Annotated in this window: 17 protein-coding genes and 1 tRNA gene; 7 read left to right on the top strand and 11 right to left on the bottom strand. The window is 73.3% G+C overall.

All coding sequences use genetic code 11. The features are described 5' to 3' along the window. The first annotated feature begins 42 nt into the window (after positions 1 to 42). Both AB0J71_RS21950 and AB0J71_RS21945 read left to right on the top strand, forming a co-directional pair. The gene (locus AB0J71_RS21950; RefSeq protein WP_352324651.1) at positions 43 to 486 is read left to right on the top strand and encodes a VOC family protein; all 444 of its coding nucleotides are present in this window, start codon (positions 43 to 45) and stop codon (positions 484 to 486) included. Then, positions 487 to 1,350, top strand: coding sequence for a pyridoxamine 5'-phosphate oxidase family protein (locus AB0J71_RS21945; RefSeq protein WP_364415722.1), 864 nt, complete (start codon positions 487 to 489; stop codon positions 1,348 to 1,350). It begins immediately after the preceding gene. Between the two features lie 15 nt (positions 1,351 to 1,365). Here the strand turns inward: AB0J71_RS21945 and AB0J71_RS21940 are convergent, their stop codons facing one another. Continuing rightward, the gene (locus tag AB0J71_RS21940; RefSeq protein ID WP_352324648.1) at positions 1,366 to 1,779 is read right to left on the bottom strand and encodes a hemerythrin domain-containing protein; all 414 of its coding nucleotides are present in this window, start codon (positions 1,777 to 1,779) and stop codon (positions 1,366 to 1,368) included. Continuing rightward, positions 1,776 to 3,107 carry an MFS transporter gene (locus AB0J71_RS21935; RefSeq protein WP_364415720.1) on the bottom strand — a complete coding sequence of 444 codons (1,332 nt, stop codon included), beginning with the start codon at positions 3,105 to 3,107 and terminating at the stop codon, positions 1,776 to 1,778. Before AB0J71_RS21935 ends, AB0J71_RS21940 begins: the two co-directional genes overlap by 4 nt. A gap of 22 nt (positions 3,108 to 3,129) precedes the next feature. On the opposite strand from AB0J71_RS21935, the gene AB0J71_RS21930 reads away from it, so the two are divergent. Next, complete coding sequence (locus AB0J71_RS21930) at positions 3,130 to 3,786, top strand: TetR/AcrR family transcriptional regulator (protein WP_352324645.1); 657 nt, start codon at positions 3,130 to 3,132, stop codon at positions 3,784 to 3,786. A gap of 1 nt (position 3,787) precedes the next feature. On the opposite strand, the gene AB0J71_RS21925 is transcribed toward AB0J71_RS21930, so the two are convergent. Then, a complete protein-coding gene (locus AB0J71_RS21925; protein WP_364415718.1) occupies positions 3,788 to 4,855 on the bottom strand; it encodes a helix-turn-helix domain-containing protein in 1,068 nt (355 codons plus the stop codon). 70 nt (positions 4,856 to 4,925) lie between these two features. Here AB0J71_RS21925 and AB0J71_RS21920 point away from each other — a divergent pair, with 70 nt between their 5' ends. Together AB0J71_RS21920 and AB0J71_RS21915 are read left to right on the top strand one after the other, a co-directional pair. Next, positions 4,926 to 5,945 (top strand): 3-oxoacyl-[acyl-carrier-protein] synthase III C-terminal domain-containing protein, encoded by a 1,020-nt coding sequence (locus tag AB0J71_RS21920; RefSeq protein WP_364415716.1) that lies wholly within the window; start codon positions 4,926 to 4,928, stop codon positions 5,943 to 5,945. Positions 5,946 to 6,183: 238 nt separating this feature from the next. After that, entirely contained in the window at positions 6,184 to 7,674 is a 1,491-nt protein-coding gene (locus AB0J71_RS21915) for a von Willebrand factor type A domain-containing protein (RefSeq protein ID WP_352324642.1), read from the top strand. Between the two features lie 13 nt (positions 7,675 to 7,687). Here the strand turns inward: AB0J71_RS21915 and AB0J71_RS21910 are convergent, their stop codons facing one another. Next, positions 7,688 to 8,353 (bottom strand): tRNA-dependent cyclodipeptide synthase, encoded by a 666-nt coding sequence (locus AB0J71_RS21910; RefSeq protein WP_352324641.1) that lies wholly within the window; start codon positions 8,351 to 8,353, stop codon positions 7,688 to 7,690. A 94-nt stretch (positions 8,354 to 8,447) separates the two neighbouring features. Here AB0J71_RS21910 and AB0J71_RS21905 point away from each other — a divergent pair. After that, positions 8,448 to 8,520: transfer RNA gene (locus AB0J71_RS21905), tRNA-Ala, on the top strand. Between the two features lie 29 nt (positions 8,521 to 8,549). Here AB0J71_RS21905 and AB0J71_RS21900 read toward each other — a convergent pair. The 3 genes from AB0J71_RS21900 to AB0J71_RS21890 all read right to left on the bottom strand — a co-directional run bounded on the left by AB0J71_RS21900 (position 8,550) and on the right by AB0J71_RS21890 (position 11,079). Continuing rightward, complete coding sequence (locus AB0J71_RS21900; protein WP_352324640.1) at positions 8,550 to 8,954, bottom strand: DUF3224 domain-containing protein; 405 nt, start codon at positions 8,952 to 8,954, stop codon at positions 8,550 to 8,552. Between the two features lie 36 nt (positions 8,955 to 8,990). Then, positions 8,991 to 9,782, bottom strand: coding sequence for an LLM class flavin-dependent oxidoreductase (locus AB0J71_RS21895; protein ID WP_364415714.1), 792 nt, complete (start codon positions 9,780 to 9,782; stop codon positions 8,991 to 8,993). A gap of 91 nt (positions 9,783 to 9,873) precedes the next feature. Next, entirely contained in the window at positions 9,874 to 11,079 is a 1,206-nt protein-coding gene (locus tag AB0J71_RS21890; protein WP_364415712.1) for an FAD-binding protein, read from the bottom strand. 66 nt (positions 11,080 to 11,145) lie between these two features. On the opposite strand from AB0J71_RS21890, the gene AB0J71_RS21885 reads away from it, so the two are divergent. Then, complete coding sequence (locus tag AB0J71_RS21885; protein ID WP_352324637.1) at positions 11,146 to 11,493, top strand: PLDc N-terminal domain-containing protein; 348 nt, start codon at positions 11,146 to 11,148, stop codon at positions 11,491 to 11,493. Here the strand turns inward: AB0J71_RS21885 and araA are convergent. From araA to AB0J71_RS21865, 4 genes are read right to left on the bottom strand one after another with little or no spacing between them, the layout of a single operon-like run. Continuing rightward, the gene (gene araA / locus AB0J71_RS21880) at positions 11,490 to 12,944 is read right to left on the bottom strand and encodes an L-arabinose isomerase (RefSeq protein WP_364415710.1); all 1,455 of its coding nucleotides are present in this window, start codon (positions 12,942 to 12,944) and stop codon (positions 11,490 to 11,492) included. The two genes, AB0J71_RS21885 and araA, sit on opposite strands and share 4 nt — an antisense overlap. Further along, on the bottom strand, positions 12,941 to 13,588 hold the full coding sequence (locus AB0J71_RS21875) for an L-ribulose-5-phosphate 4-epimerase (RefSeq protein ID WP_364415708.1): 648 nt from the start codon (positions 13,586 to 13,588) through the stop codon (positions 12,941 to 12,943). Before AB0J71_RS21875 ends, araA begins: the two co-directional genes overlap by 4 nt. An 11-nt stretch (positions 13,589 to 13,599) precedes the next feature. Further along, positions 13,600 to 15,219 (bottom strand): ribulokinase, encoded by a 1,620-nt coding sequence (gene araB / locus AB0J71_RS21870; RefSeq protein ID WP_364415808.1) that lies wholly within the window; start codon positions 15,217 to 15,219, stop codon positions 13,600 to 13,602. Between the two features lie 53 nt (positions 15,220 to 15,272). Then, the gene (locus AB0J71_RS21865) at positions 15,273 to 16,256 is read right to left on the bottom strand and encodes a LacI family DNA-binding transcriptional regulator (RefSeq protein ID WP_364393262.1); all 984 of its coding nucleotides are present in this window, start codon (positions 16,254 to 16,256) and stop codon (positions 15,273 to 15,275) included. Between the last annotated feature and the right edge of the window lies 1 nt (position 16,257).

Genomic DNA, 16,257 nt, shown 5'->3' with positions numbered 1-16,257 from the left:
AACGGGCAATCAGTCGTGCAACCGTTGGACGAGGAGAGTCGTATGTCATTCCGGACCGGGCACGTCGGGCTCAACGTCACCGACCTCGACAGGTCGAAGGAGTTCTACGGCCGCGTCTTCGGCTTCACCGTCGCCCACGAGTCCGCCGAGGACGGCCGCCGCTACGCCCTCCTCGCCCAGGACGGCGAGCTCGTCGTCACGCTCTGGCAGCAGAGCGACGGCCGCTTCCCCACCGCCCTGCCCGGCCTGCACCACCTGTCCTTCCAGGTGGCGGACCTCGACGCGGTGCGCAGGGCCGAGCAGGTCGTCAGGGAGGTCGGCGCGAAGCTGCACCACGACGGCGTGGTCCCGCACGGCGAGGGCGCCTCCTCCGGCGGCGTGTTCTTCGAGGACCCCGACGGCATCCGGCTGGAGATCTCCGCCCCCGGTGCGGCGGGCGATCGTCCCGCTCCCACCGCCGGCGCCCCCACCTGCGGGTTCTTCTAAATGAGACATCCAGGCGAGATCGCCGTCCAGGCCCGCGCCGGGGTGCGGACGCCGGGCGCGTTCGGCAGCTCGCGCACCCGACCCGAGATCCCCGAGGTGGCCGCCGCGTTCCTGCGGGCGCAGCACCTGCTGGTCGCGGGCGCGGCCGACGACCTCGGCCAGGTGTGGGCCGACGTGCTGACCGGGTCGGCCGGGTTCGCCGACGCCGACGACGACCGCACGATCACCGTCCGCGCCCTGCCCGCGGCGCCGCTGCGGGGCCTGTTCACGGCGGAGCGCGACATCGGGCTGCTGGCCATCGAGCCGCACACCCGGCGCCGGATGCGCGTGAACGGCACCGCCGTGCAGGCGGGCGAGGGCCTGGTGGTCTGGACGGAGCAGGTGTACTCCAACTGCCCCAAGTACATCCAGGCCCGTGAGCCCACCGCCGCGCCCGGCGTCCCGGAGGTCGTCGGCGGCGGGACGCGGCTCGCGCCGGGCCACGTCGGGTGGATCGAGCGGGCCGACACGTTCTTCATCGCCACCCGCGCCGCGGGCCTGGGGGCCGACGTCTCCCATCGCGGCGGCAACCCGGGGTTCGTCCGGGTGACCGGGCCGGGGTCGCTGGAGTTCCCGGACTACGTCGGCAACTCCATGTACATGACGCTCGGCAACCTGGAGCTCGACCCGGCCGCCGGGCTGCTGTTCGTCGACTGGGACGCCGGCCGGACCCTCCACCTGACCGGCCGGGCGGAGGTGGACTGGACGGCGGAGCAGCGGTCGGTGCGGTTCGAGCTGACCGCGTACACGGAGGTGGACGGCACGGTCGGGGCGGGCTGGACGCCGCCGGAACACCACCGCTTCAACCCGCCCGTCACCCGCTGACGCCGGGCGGCGGGCTCAGAGGTTCTCGGGCATCGAGGTCATGCCGTTCAGCAGCGGGACGAGCTGTTCCTCCTCGTAGTCCAGGTGGGCCTCCAGCTCGGCGGCCAGCCGGTCGAGCTCGTCGCCCGCGCTCGCGCCCGCGCCGGCCAGGTCGCGGACGCGGGCGACCAGCCGGGCAACCACGCGGTGCTCGGCGCCCAGCCGGGCCAGGACGTCGGCCAGCTCGGGACGCTCGGCGGCCAGGTGCGGGAACAGCACCGCGTCCTCGCCCTCGTGGTGGGCGTGCAGGGCGTCGCAGAACGCCAGGCAGTGCGTACGCAGGTCGAAGCCGTCGCCGCCGGCCCGCAGGCGTGCCAGCTCCCGCCGGAAGCCGTCGTGCAGCTTGACCAGTTCGTCGCCCCACGCGATCAGGCGCTGTTCCTCGCTCATGCCCACGCCACCGCCCTCGCCCGGTGGACGGCCGCGAACACGGCGGCCAGCAGGGCGGCCCCGGCGGCGACGCCGAAGCTCCAGCCCGCTCCCCCGGCGGCCGACACGGCCGCGCCGACGGCTCCGGCCACGCTGCTGCCCACGACCCTGACCAGCGCGTTCACCCCTCCGGCCGCCGCGGTCTTGGCCGGTTCGACGTGCTCGACGGCCATCGTGCCGAGCGCCGCGTACACCAGGCCGACGCCGAGGCCGAGGACGGCGGCGGCCCCGTACAGGTCGGCCGCGGTGTCGCGGAAGACCGCCAGCCACACCGCGGCGGCGGTGACCAGCGCGGAGCCGCCGGAGACCAGCGCCGCGGCCGGGAAGCGCCGCATCAGCGGCCCGGCCAGCATCGAGACGGCGAGCATCAGCACCGTGGTCGGCAGCAGGTACAGCCCCACCTGCAGCACCGAGGCCCCGAGAGAGCCCTGGGCGACCGCCGACAGCGTGGTGATCGCCCCGAACAGCGCGAACCCGATGAGGAACGAGGCCACCGTGGCCCCGACCGTGCCGCGGTGCAGCAGCATGGGGATCTCGATCAGCGGCGAGGCGGTGCGCCGGGCCGTGACCACCCACGCGACCGCGAGCACGACCGCCCCCGCGAGCAGCCCCAGCGTCGGCGGCGACGTCCAGCCCCAGGCGCCGCCCTTGCTGATCGCGAGCAGCAGGCAGACCAGCCACCCGGCGACGAGCACGGCCCCCACCAGGTCGGGACGCCCCGCGCGTCCGGCCGGCGCCGCCTCTCGCACCAGCGCCGCCACCAGGACGAGGCTCAGCGCGCCCAGCGCCGCCAGGATCCAGAACATGGCCCGGTGGTCGCCGCCCACCAGCCCGGCCAGGATCATGCCGCCGCCGCTGCCCACGCCGATGGTGGCGCTCAGCACGCCGATCGCCGTGGCCAGCCGCTGGGCGGGGACCGCCTGCCTGGCCAGCCCCATGGCCAGCGGGAGCAGCGCGGCGGACACGCCCTGCAGCGCCCGTCCGGTGACGACCGCGCCGAGCGTGCCGGACAGCGCGGCGACCGCCGAACCGGCCACGAGCAGGGCGAGCGCGGACAGGGCGACGGCGCGGCGGCCGTACATGTCGCCGAGCCGGGACAGCAGCGGGATCGCGACCGCGCCGGACAGCAGGCCGGCGGTGAGCGTCCAGGAGACGGAGGTGGACGACGCGCCGAACTGCCTCTGGAGCAGCGGGAGCAGCGGGACGACGACGGTCATCTGGAGTGACCCGACGGCGACGGCGAACGCCAGGACCACCACCGTCGTCCACGGCGATGTCTTTTTATACATGTATAGAAAGTAACATGACGGCATGCCCGCACGCACTGGAAGGCCGCCCCGGATCTCGCGGGCCGACATCGTGGCAGCGGCGCACCGGGTCATCGAGGCCGACGGCGTCGGCGGGCTGACCATGCGCAGGCTGGCCAAGGAGGTCGGCAGCACGCCGATGGCGCTCTACCACCACGTCCGCGACAAGGAGGAGCTCCTGCTGCTCCTGCTCGACGAGTACGCGGCCGGGCTGCCGCGCCCCGACCTGCCCGCCGACCCGCGCGAACGCGTGGTCGTGGTGGCCCTGGCCATGCGCGACGGGGTGGCCGGCTGTCCCTGGGCGGTGGACGTGCTGCGCGCCGACGACCTGCTCGCGGTCGGCGCGCTGTGGTACCCGGAGAAGATCATCGACGCGGCCCTCGACGCGGGCCTGACGGCCGAGCGCGCCGTGCACCTCTACCGGATCATCTGGCACTACACGGCCGGCGAGATCGCCATCCGCGCGGCGGCCGGGCGCAGGCGCGAGGAGGGCCGGCCGACCTACCGCGACCAGGTCTTCGCCGGCCTCGACCCGGCGGCCCTGCCCCGCCTGGCCGAGCTGGGCGGCCGCTGGGCCGAGCTCACCGCCGCGGACACCTACGAGCTGGGGCTGCGCGCCCTGGTGGACGGCCTGCTCCCCGGCCACACGGCGAGGGGTTGAGTCAGGGGCCGAAGGCGCGGCGGTAGGCGGAAGGGGAGGTGCGCATCGCGCGGGTGAAGTGGTGGCGGAACGTCGCCGGGCTCTCGAACCCGACCGCCGCCCCGACCTCCTCCACCGGCGCCGCCGTCGACTCCAGCATCGGCAGGCTCGCGGCCACCCGCTGCGAGATCACCCACCGCAGCGGGCTGGTCCCGGTCTGCCGCTTGAAGTGCCTGATGAACGAGCGTTGCGACATGTGCGCCACCGCGGCCAGGTCCGCCACGCCGATCGGCTCGGCCAGGTGGTCGAGCGCCCACCCCATCGCCCTGGCCACGCCGCCGTCGTCGGCCACCGGCGTGACGGCGGCCTCGATGAACTGGGCCTGACCGCCCTCCCGGTGCGGCGCGACGACCAGGCGGCGGGCCACCGCGTTGGCCACGTTCGGCCCGTGGTCGGTGCGTACCAGGTGGACCAGCAGGTCGAGGCCGGCGGCGCTGCCCGCGCTGGTCAGCACGTCGCCGCCGTCCACGTACAGGACGGAGGGGTTGACGCGGACGGCGGGGAAACGCCGCTGGAGCAGGTCGGCGTACTTCCAGTGGGTGGTGGCCTCGCGGCCGTCCAGGAGACCGGCGGCGGCCAGGGCGAACGCGCCGGAGCAGATCGACACCATCCGGGCGCCCCGGCCGTGGGCCTGGCGCAGCGCCTCGACCAGCTCGCCGGAGACCTCGCCCCGGACGTCGGCCACGCCGGGCACGATCACCGTCCCGGCCCCGGCCAGGATGTCGAGCCCGTGCCCGGCCTGCATGGTGAACCCGCCGACCACGCGCAGCGGCTCGGCGGTCTCGGCGCACACCTTCAGGTCGTACCAGGGGACGTCCAGCTCGGGCCTGGGCAGCCCGAAGAACTCCACGACGCACCCCAGCTCGAACGGCGCCATCCCGTCGAAGGCCAGCACCGCGACCGTGGGCAACCGGGCGGGAACCGGCAGCCGGGCGGGGGCCGGTAGCGGGGCGGGGGCCGGTAGCGGGGCGGGGGCCGGTAGCGGGGCGGCGGAGATCATGGGCGGTCGGCCGGAGGTCGGAAGCGGCACATACGCATATTAACCGCCCATATCCGGCGCGAGCAGGTTAGCGCTCCCCTCCCTGCGGCAGGAGTGATATATGCATATTTCGGGGGTAGAGACCGTTTTCCCCGATCACCGCTACGAGCAGGCGGAGATCACCGAAGCGTTCTCCCGTCTGACGGACTGCGACGAGGAGTTGCTGCGGCGCTTCCACGCGGCCACCGGCGTCGTGGGCCGCAACCTCGCACTCCCGCTGGACGGCTACACCAAGCTCGACTCCTTCGCCCGCGCCAACGCCATGTACGTCGAGATCGCCCTCGACCTGGGCGAGCAGGCCGTCCGAGGCGCCCTCGAAAAGGCCGACGTGCCGCCGGGGAAGATCGACCACCTGCTGTTCTGCTCGACCACCGGCCTGGCCACGCCCTCGCTGGACGCCAGGCTCGCCCAGCGCCTCGGGCTGCGCGGCGACGTCAAGCGGGTGCCCGTGTTCGGCCTCGGCTGCGCGGCCGGGGCCTCGGGCCTGTCGCGTCTGCACGACTACCTGCGCGGCTGGCCCGATCACGCCGCCGTGCTGGTGTGCGTGGAGCTGTGCTCGCTGACCATCCAGCGCGACGACTCCTCGATCGCCAACATGATCGCCAGCGGCCTGTTCGGGGACGGCGCGGCGGCCGTCGTCGCCACCGGGCGCGGCCGGGGCCCCGAGGTCGTCGCCACCCGCAGCAGGCTCTACCCCGACACCGAGCACCTGATGGGATGGGAGGTGGGCGACCACGGCTTCCACATCGTGCTCGACGCCGACCTCACCCACTTCGTGGACCAGGTGCTGGCCGACGACATCAGGGCCTTCCTGGCCGACTACGGCCTGACCCCCGACCAGGTGCCGACCTGGATCTGCCACCCCGGCGGCCCCAAGGTCATCGACAAGATCGTGCAGAGCCTCGACCTCGACCCCGGGGCGCTGGACGTGACGTGGCGGTCGTTGCGGACGTACGGGAACCTGTCGTCGGTCTCGGTGCTCCACGTGCTCCAGGAGACCCGCGGGCACTCCGGCCGGCCCGCCGTCCTGATGGCCCTGGGCCCCGGCTTCTCCGCCGAACTGCTCCTGCTCCACTGGTGAGGACGACCGGCCGACGAACGGGCGAAGGCCGATAACGACCGGGCGACGGCCGGTAACAACGGGGAGACGGCGGCCTCCTCCGGGCCCGCGCGACCGTCCGCGCCGCACATCCCCGCCCATCCCATCAATTCTGATTTGTCACAACTGATCACGTGACGATCGCGGTTTGTGCTCGCTTGCGTCTCCGGCCCGGCCGCTGCCACACGGATCTCCGTCATAGGACGCGGAGGTGGTTGCGATGAGATGTCGCCCCTTAGCCATTCGTCCCCTGGCCATCAGCGTCGGGCTCGCCGCGCTTCTCGGACTCGCCGCGTGCGGCGGCTCCGGCGGATCGTCCAGCGGCAGCGCCGCGCGGGCCCCCCTGTCCGACACGCAGCGGCAGCCCGCGCCGAGCGCGTCCCCGGCCGGCACCCAGGAATCCGAGAAGGACACGACCACGGCGCAGATCTCCACCTTCGCCCTGGACGTGGACACCGCCTCGTACGGCTACGCCCGCCGTACGCTCCAGGAAGGCCGCTGGCCCGCGCCCGGCGAGATCCGCCCCGAGGAGTGGGTCAACGCCTTCGGGCAGGACTACCCGCAGCCTTCCGACGACGGCTTCGCCGTGCACGTGGACGGCGCGCGGCTGCCCGCCCGCGACGAGGCCGTGCTCCGCGTGGGCCTGCAGACCCGCGCCTCCGACCCGGGCGCGCGCCGCCCGGCCAACCTCACGTTCGTGGTCGACGTGTCCGGCTCGATGGCCGAGACCGGCCGCCTGGACCTGGTCAAGTCGGCCCTGCACAAGCTGCTCGACCAGCTCGCGCCCGGCGACCAGGTGTCGCTCGTGGCCTTCAGCGACGAGGCCGAGGTGCTGGCCTCCATGACGCCGCTCACCGCCAGGAGCCAGCTCCACGCCGCGGTGGACGAGCTGGCCACCGCCGGCGGCACGAACCTGCAGAGCGGCGTCCTGACCGGGTACCGCGAGGCGTCCCAGGCGTTCCGGGCCGCCGCCACGAACCGGGTCGTCCTGCTCTCCGACGGCCTGGCCAACCAGGGCGACACCGAGTGGCGGACCATCGTGGAGCAGGTCAAGGAGTACGCGGGCAAGCAGGTCACGCTGCTCACCGTCGGCGTCGGCCGCGAATACGGCGACGAGCTGATGGAGCAGCTCGCCGACAACGGCGACGGCATGGCCGTCTACGTGGACTCCGAGCAGGAGGCCGAGAAGGTCTTCACCACCCAGCTCCCGGCCACCATCGAAGTACGGGCCCGCGACGCCAAGGCGCAGGTCGTCTTCAACCCCTCGGTCGTGGAGAGCTACCAGCTCATCGGCTACGAGAACCGCGCGATGTCGGCCGAGGAGTTCCGCGACGACAGCCGCGACGGCGGCGAGATCGGCCCCGGCCACTCGGTCACGGCCCTGTACGCCCTCCACCTCAAGCCGGGCGCGCGTGGACAGCTCGCCCAGGCGACCGTGCGCTGGCTGGACCCCGACACCCGGGCGGCCTCCGAGGCCGGCAAGTCGCTGCGGGCCGACGACCTGAAGCCCTCGATCTGGACCGGCACGCCGATCCGGCTGCAGGTGGACGTGGTCGTCGCGGCCTTCGCGGTCTACCTGCGCGACAGGAAGGCGTTCGGCCTTGACCTGCCGGCGCTGCGCGAGCACGCCGAGCGCCTGTCGGGGAGCTCGGAGGACCCGATGGTCGCCGAGCTGGTCAGGCTGATCGACATGGCCCGCTCGGTCGGCTGACCGCCCGCCGGGGTCAGGCGGGGTCGGGGGCCGGCCGGGAGGCGACGAAGCCCTGGTGGGGCGAGCGCGAGACGGGCAGTGTGCCCGCGTAGAGCTCCCCCACCAGCGGCATGGGCTCAGGGTGGCAGAACACCGACGAGCCCGTGCGCAGGATCGCCGGGCTGTTCAGCACCAGCGGCAGCCCGGCCAGCAGGAAGGGCAGCGCGTTCGCGGCCTGCTCGGGGGTGAGCTCCCGGCCGCCGACAAGCGGCAGCACCGCCGCCACGCAGCGCGCGCGGAACGCGGCGTCCTTGGCGGCCAGCCGCTCCAGCTCCCGACGGGAGCGCCGGTAGGCGCGGTTGCCGGCCAGCTCGTTCCAGTCGAAGACGGTGGCGTTGGCCGCGCCCATGCCTTCGAGCACCCGGATCACCCGGTTGCGCGTGTTGTTGGCCGCCGACCGCGCCTTGATCAGCGCCGCCCCGGACGGCAGCCCGCGCGCGACCAGCGTGCCGGCCAGCTCGACGCCCGGCACGAGCACGTGCACGCCGGTGAACGTGCGGGTCGCCCACTCCAGCAGGCTGCGGATGGCCCGCAGGGTGAAGAACCCGTTGAACGCGCTGACCTCGACGACGGCATGCTCACGAGCGGCGAGGATCTTCGCGCACCGCGGGGTCAACGGGACGGCCTGCACGCTGGACATGGCACGGAGAGTAGCAAGATTTGACTCAGCGTATGCCTGGTACGCGCATGTGTGTCGCGGGTCCCGGAGTCCGATACACTTGTGACCGCAGCAAGGGGCTATGGCGCAGTTGGTAGCGCGCCTCCATGGCATGGAGGAGGTCTGGGGTTCGAATCCCCATAGCTCCACCCCTCATCCACCCGGGCGTTCGCCCGGGTCACTCCCTCTCCCGCAGCTCGTAGTCCAGGGTGTAGGAGTGCGAGCCGTCCGGGGCGATGGTGATGTTCATCCGTCCCGTGATGCCGGTCAGCTCGCCCACGCCCGAGTCGGGCACGATCGTGATGGTGAGCGACTGCCCGCCGCGGTCGCTCAGCGCCTGGTGCGCCACGACGAAGCCGCCCTTGCGGCCCTCCAGGGTGCCCTCGATGCGTTCCATCGCCACGTACGCGCGCGACTCCTCCACCGGGGTCGAGGCCACCATCAGATGGACGACGCTCGTCCCGGTCAGGTCGCCGTGGAAGGTCTTGGTCATGCTGACGAGGCCGAGCGCGACGCCGTCGCGGTCGTCGAAGGGCGGCTTGGCGTCCCAGCCGGCGGTGTCGAAGGTTCCCTGTGCGGTCATGGGAGCCATCCTGCCGGTCTTACCTGTCAGCTTCCGTCAGGTACCGGCCAGCCGTTCCACGACGGGCGCGAAGGCGTCGACGAACTGGGCGTTCACCGTCACGTACGAGATCCCGAGCCGGTCCCTGCGCCGCCGCAGGACGTCGGCCATCTCGTCGGGGGTGCCGGTGAGCAGGCCGGTGGCCTCGGGGCCGAGCGGGCCGAAGCGGCCGGCCAGCCAGGCGGGCGGCTCGCCGCCGGCGGCCACCAGGTTCATGCCGAGCTCCAGGTCGTGGAAGCGGTCGCCGGCCAGCTCGTAGAGCTCGTCCAGCTTGGCGGCGAGCTGGTCCTCGGTGTGCTGCGGCGGCACGCCGAGCGCCACCGTGTCCGCCTTGCGCGCGGCCAGGCCGAGCACGCGGGCGCCCGTCGCGGCGACCAGGATCGGCACGTCCTTGACCGCGTCGATCGTGGCGGCCAGGCGGAGCACGCGCTCGGCCGGGGTGCCGAACGGCACGCCGAGCGCCGCCGCGTCCTGCTCGGCGCCCGGACGGCCGGCGCCCAGCCCGAGCTCGAAGCGTCCGCCGGTGAGCGTGTGCAGGGTGGCGGTCTCCCAGGCGACGGTCTCGGGCGTGCGGTACGGGGCGCTGACCACGTACGTGCCGACGCGCAACGTCGAGGTGACGGCGGCGGCCGCGGCCGCGGCGGCGAACGGCGACAGCGTCCCGAGCGTGTCCGGGACGAGCAGGGTGGAGAAGCCCAGGCTCTCGACCCTGCGGGCCAGCCCGGTCCAGGCCTGCGCGGTGGGGGCGTAACCGGCGACGGCCCCGAATCTGAACGGGTGATCGGTCATGCGCTCCACGATGCCGCGACGGCCCGGCCGGCACATCGTCCGCCGGACCGGTGGCCCGCTACGACGGCGGGCGCACGCCCGGCGCGGCCCGCTACTCCCCCAGCAGTAGCCGGACGAAGTCGTTGGCGAACTTGCCCGCCGGGTCCAGCCGCCCGGCCAGCTCGCGGAAGCCGGCGGGGCAGGCGGGGCGGCGGATGAACAGCTTGCCCCAGTGGGGCCGCGGGTCGAAGGGGGCGAGCGTCCGCTCGACCAGGTCGATCGCCGGGAGCACGGCGGCGACGTCCCTGATCCAGGTGAAGTGCACGCCGACGCTGTCGCGGTCGCGGAACGGGCTGAGCCACAGGTCGTCGGCGGCGATCGTGCGCACCTCGGAGATCTGCAGGGCCGGGCGGACGCGGTCGCCGACGGCGTACAGCGCGCGCAGCGCCGCCACCGCGTGCGCGCGGGGCAGCAGGAACTCCGACTGGAGCTCGTCGCCGGCGCCGCTCGGCGGAGCGTCGGGCCGGAAGTGCGGCAGCCGCTCGTGCCAGGGGCCCGGCACGCCGAGCTGCGTGGTGCAGGCGTCGGCGGGCATCCCGGGCAGCGGGTGGCGGGGTTCGGGGGCGGGGCGGGTGCCGTGCCAGGAGCCGGCGGTGAACTCCTCGCGGCGCTTCAGCCAGATCCTGGTGTCGCGCCAGTCGGTGAACAGGCTGACGCTGTGGCCGCCGGCCATGATGTCGTCGAACCCGTCGAGCGCGTCGGGCGTCAGGCCCTCGCGGACGTACTGCCGCAGCTCGAAGGCCGGTACGAGATCGAGCGTCAGCGTGTGGACGACGCCGAGGGCGCCCAGCGCGACGACCGCGCCGGCGAAGTCGTCGTCCCCGCGGGACAACGAGAGCAGCGAGCCGTCGGCGGTGACCAGCTCCAGCCCGGACACGGCGGCGGCCAGGCAGCGGTTGGCGTCGCCGGAGCCGTGCGTGCCGGTCGCGACCGAGCCGGCGACCGAGATGTGCGGCAGCGAGGCCATGTTCTCCAGCGCGAACCCGGCCGCGTGCACCGCCTCGGCCAGCCGCGCGTACGTGGTGCCGGCCGCGACCCGGACCTTGCGCGCCGCGCTGTCGATCTCGATCGTGGCGGGCATGCGGTCAAGCACGACGAGGTCGCCGGTGGTGTCGGCGACGTCGTTGAAGGAATGACCGCTGCCCAGGGCCCGCACCCGGTCGCTCCCGGCCACCAGGCCGCGCAGCTCGTCGAGCGAGGCGGGATGGTGGACGGCCCGCGCCCGGAAGGCGGTGTTGCCCGCCCAGTTGGTCAACATCACGGCTTCACCCTATTCATCCGGTTTCCCTTGCCGTCTCCCCCGCCCGTCACTACGTTCGGCCCCGTGCTGTATCTGTCCGAGGCCATGGGCCTGGCCACCCTCGTGTTGTGGCTCTACTGCCTCTTCGACGTGATCACCACGCCGGACGCGGTCTGCAGGAACCTGCCCAAGATCGTATGGGTGCTGGTGGTCCTGCTGTTCCCGCTGGTCGGCTCGGTCATCTGGCTCGTGGCCGGCCGTCCCGAACGTGCCCCGCAGGCGACCTCGCGGCCGAGCGCGTTCCCCGAGTACGACCGCCCGGGGCGGTTCGCCGCCACCGACCCCGACGACGACGCGGAGTTCCTGCGCCGCTGCCGCGAACGTGCCGAGGAGCAGCGCAGGAACGCCCCGAAGAAGCCGCCGGAGGACTAGAAGCCCTGGGCGAGCCGGTAGTACGCCTGGTTCCAGCGCAGCTCCTTGGTGAACTGCGCCGTCGTGGTGTCCTTGTCGATCACCAGCAGCTCCACGCCGAGCATGTCGGCCAGGTCCGTCAGCTCCTCGCGCCCGACGGCCGTGGACAGCACCGTGTGGTGCGGCGCGCCGGCGGTCAGCCACGACTCGGTCGAGGTGCGCAGGTCCGGCCGCGGCGACCAGACGGCGCGGGCCACGGGCAGCTTCGGCAGCGGCTGCGGCGGCGCGACGACGTCGATCTCGTTGGCCACCAGGCGGAACCTGTCGCCCATGTCGGCCAGGCCGACGACGATGCCGGGGCCGGGCGCGGCGTCGAACACCAGCCGCACCGGGTCCTCCCGCCCGCCGATGCTCAGCGGGTGGATCTCGCACGACGGCGTCCCGGCGGCGATGGACGGGCACACCTCCAGCATGTGCGCGCCGAGGATGAGCTCGTTGCCGGGCGTCAGGTCGTAGGTGTAGTCCTCCATGAACGACGTGCCGCCCGGCTTCATGGCCTTGAGGGTGCGCAGCAGGACCGAGGTCTTCCAGTCGCCCTCGCCGCCGAAGCCGTAGCCGTCGGCCATCAGGCGCTGCACGGCCAGGCCGGGGAGCTGGCGCAGGCCGCCGAGGTCCTCGAAGTTCGTGGTGAAGGCGCGGAAGCCGCCGCGCTCCAGGAAGCCGCGCAGGCCGAGCTCGATCCTGGCGGCGTACCGCAGGGACTCCTGGCGCTCGCCGAGCAGTTCGGGCGCCACCCGGTACAGCTCGGCGTACTCCTTGACCAGTGCCGACACGTCGGCGTCGGAGGCCGCGTCCACGGCCTCGACCAGCTCGTTGACGCCGTAGGTGTTGACCGAGACGCCGAAGCGCAGCTGCGCCTCGACCTTGTCGCCCTCGGTCACGGCCACGTCGCGCATGTTGTCGCCGAAGCGGGCCAGCCGCAGCGCCCGCACCTCGGCCAAGCCCCTGGCCGCGCGCGCCCACGCCTCGACGCGCGCGCCGACGGCCGGGTCGCTGACGTGCCCGGCGACGGTCTTGCGCGGCACGCCGAGCCGGGTCTGCACGAACCCGAACTCGCGGTCGCCGTGCGCGGCCTGGTTGAGGTTCATGAAGTCCATGTCGATGGAGCTCCACGGCAGCTCGACGTCGGCCTGCGTGTGCAGGTGCAGCAGCGGCTTGCGCAGCGCGTCGAGACCGGCGATCCACATCTTGGCCGGGGAGAAGGTGTGCATCCAGGCGATGACGCCGGCGCACTCGTCGTCCGCGTTGGCCTCCAGCATGACGCGCCTGATCGCGGCGGCGTCGGTCAGCACCGGCCGCCACTGCACGGGCACGGGAAGCTGCTCGGCGATGCGCCGCGACTGCTCGGCCACCTGGCTCAGCGTGTCCTCGCCGTACAGTCCCTGGCTGCCGGTCAGAAACCAGATGTTCAACGCGGGCTCCTCTGTCCGTAGACGTTCTGATAACGGTCGTACAGGCGGTCGATGTGGGCCGAGCCGATGGGCAGCGGCGTGCCGAGCTGCCTGGACACGTGGACGGTGCGGGCCACGTCCTCGCACATCACGGCGGCCTTGACGGCGGCCTTGGGGTCCTTGCCGATGGTGAAGACGCCGTGGTTCTGCATGAGGACGGCCGGCGAGCGGTGGCCCTTGAGCGTCTCCACGACGCCCTGGCCGATGGAGTCGTCCCCGATCAGCGCGAACGGGCCGACCGGGATCTCGCCGCCGAACTCGTCGGCCATGGCCGTCAGCACGCACGGGATGGGCTCGCCGCGGGCCGCCCACGCCGAGGCGTAGGTCGAGTGGGTGTGCACGACGCCGCCCACCTCGGGCATCTCGCGGTAGACGTAGGCGTGCGCGGCGGTGTCGCTGGAGGGCGCGTGGGCCCCCTCGACGAGGTTGCCGTCGAGGTCGCAGACGACCATGTTCTCCGGGGTCAGCTCGTCGTAGGAGACCCCGGACGGCTTGATGACGAACAGGTCCTCGCCCGGGACGCGGCCCGAGACGTTGCCCGCGGTCCAGACGACCAGGCCGTAGTGCACCAGCTCGGCGTGCAGCCCGGCGACGGTCGCTCTCATTTCCTCGTGGTTCACTTGGCGGCCTCGTTCCTGATCGCGCGGAGGGTGTGCAGCATGCGCCCGTCCCCGAAGTGGTCGTGCAGGTCGCGGTACTGGGCGTACAGGCGGTCGTAGGCGTCGGCGCGGGCCTCGTCCGGCACGTACGCCGCCCGCGTGCGCTTGCCCATCGCCGCGGCGGCCTCCTCGATGCCCGGGTAGGCGCCGGCGGCGACGGCCGCGTGCACGGCCGAGCCGAGCGCGGGGCCCTGGTCGGAGCCGATGACCGACAGCGGGCGGCGCAGCACGTCGGCGTAGACCTGCATGAGGAAGCGGTTCTTCAGCAGCCCGCCGGCGACCACGAACTCCTCCACGGGCACGCCGGACTTCTCGAACGTCTCGACGATCATGCGGGCGCCGTACGCGGTGGACTCGATGAGCGCGCGGTAGACGTCCTCGGGCCTGGTGGCGAGGGTCTGGCCGACGATCACGCCGGACAGGTCGTGGTCCACGAGCACCGAACGGTTGCCGCCGAACCAGTCGAGCGCGACCAGCCCGTGCGCGCCGACGGCCTGGCGCTCGGCCAGCTCGGTCAGGCGCTCGTGGCCGTCGGTGCCGAAGGTGTCGACGTACCAGGCGAAGATGTCGCCCACGGCGGACTGGCCGGCCTCGTAGCCCCACAGGCCGGGCACGATGCCGTCCCGGACGACACCGCACATCCCGGGCACCTCGGCCAGCCGGTCGCTGGGCATGATGTGGCAGGTGGAGGTGCCCATGATGGCCACCATCTGGCCGGGGCGCACGGCGTCCGCGGCGGCGGCGGTGACGTGGGCGTCCACGTTGCCGACGGCCACGGCGATGCCCTCGGGCAGGCCGGTCCATCCGGCCGCCCGCGCCGTCAGCACGCCGGCCAGGCCGCCGAGGGGAGCCAGGATGACGCCGCCGACGTCGTCGCCGACCACGCCGGTCGCCAGTTTGCCGGCGAAGCCGGAGAAGCCCGGGTTGAGCGCGGCGAGGAAGTCCTCGGAGGGGTAGCTCCCGTCCTGGAAGACGCCCTTGTAGCCGGCGGTGCAGATGTTGCGGCTCTCGACGCCGGACAGCTGCCAGACGATCCAGTCGGCCGCCTCGATCCAGCGCTCGGCCCTGGCGTACACCTCGGGGGCCTCCTCCAGGACCTGCAGGGCCTTGGCGAACTCCCACTCCGAGGAGATCTTGCCGCCGTAGCGCGGCAGCCAGCTCTCGCCCCGCCGCGCGGCCAGCTCGTTGATGCGGTCGGCGTGCGGCTGGGCGGCGTGGTGCTTCCACAACTTCGGCCAGGCGTGCGGCTGCTCGGGCGTCTCGAAGCACAGGGGCGTGCCGTCGGCCGTGGTCGGCAGGACGGTGCAGGCGGTGAAGTCGGTGCCGATGCCGATCACGTCCTCGGCGGCGACCCCGGCGGCGGCCAGGGCCCCGGGCACGGCCACGCGCAGCACGTCCAGCCAGTCGCGCGGCGACTGCAGCGCCCAGTCGGGGCCGAGCCGCACGCCGGTGCCGGGGAGCGTGTGCTCGATGACGCGCTCGGCGTACTCGTGGACGGCGCTGCCCAGCTCCGCGCCGTCGGCCACGCGGACGACGACCGCGCGCCCCGACAGCGTGCCGAAGTCCACTCCGACCACGAACTTGTTAGCGTTCACATTGCACTCCAGAGAGTTGTCTGTTCGCCTGCCGGCTATCGGGCCGGCGCGGTGCTGGACCTGACGACGAAGCTGGGACGCACCACCATGCGCTCGTACGCCGCCGGCCCGGCGTCGATCTGCCGCAGCAGCACCTCGATGCAGTGGCGGCCCACCACGTCGAAGTCCTGCCGGACCGTGGTGAGCGGCGGCGAGAAGAACTCGGACTCGGGGATGTCGTCGAAGCCCACGACGCTGATCCGCCCGGGGACGGGCACCCCGGCCTCGCTGAGCGCGCGCAGCACGCCCAGCGCCATCTGGTCGTTGGCGGCGAACACCGCGGTGACCCCGTCCATCCCGGCCAGGCGCCGGCCGGCCGCGTACCCGGCGCGCGGGCTCCAGTCGCCGGGCAGCGGCTCGGGCACCGGCCGGCCGGCCGCCTCCAGCGTCGAGCGCCAGCCCTCGACGCGCCCCTCGGTCTCCAGCCAGTCGGACGGCCCCGCGACGTGCCAGACCGTCTCGTGGCCCAGGTCGAGCAGGTGCTGGGTGGCGAGCCTGGCGCCCTCGACCTGGTCGATGCAGACCGCGGAGACGTCGGCGCCGTGCGCGCCCTCGACCACGACCGCCGGAACCCCGGCCGGCAGGCTCTCCAGGGCGGAGGCGGCCGAGCGCTGCGGCGCGACCACCACCACCCCGTCCACGCTCTGCTCGGCCAGGTAGTCGAGCGCGTCGCGGACGCTGGCCGCGTCGATCGACTTCAGGCTCACGATGCTGACGAAGTAACCCGCGGTCCTGGCCGCCTGCTCGATGCCGTAGACCATGCTGGCCGGGCCGTACAGGGTGGTGTCGAAGCTCACCACCCCGAGGGTGCGCGACCGCTTGGTGACCAGCGCGCGGGCGACCAGGTTGCGCCGGTAGCCCAGCCGGACGATCGCCTCCTCCACCCGGGCACGGGTGTCGGCCCGGACGTTCGGGTGGTCGTTGAGCACCCGTGAGACCGTCTGGTGCGACACGCCGGCCTCCTTGGCCACGTCGGCCATG

The organism is Nonomuraea sp. NPDC049637 (assembly GCF_040675235.1).
Taxonomy (GTDB): domain Bacteria; phylum Actinomycetota; class Actinomycetes; order Streptosporangiales; family Streptosporangiaceae; genus Nonomuraea.
This window is presented reverse-complemented; position numbering and strand designations above follow the sequence as displayed.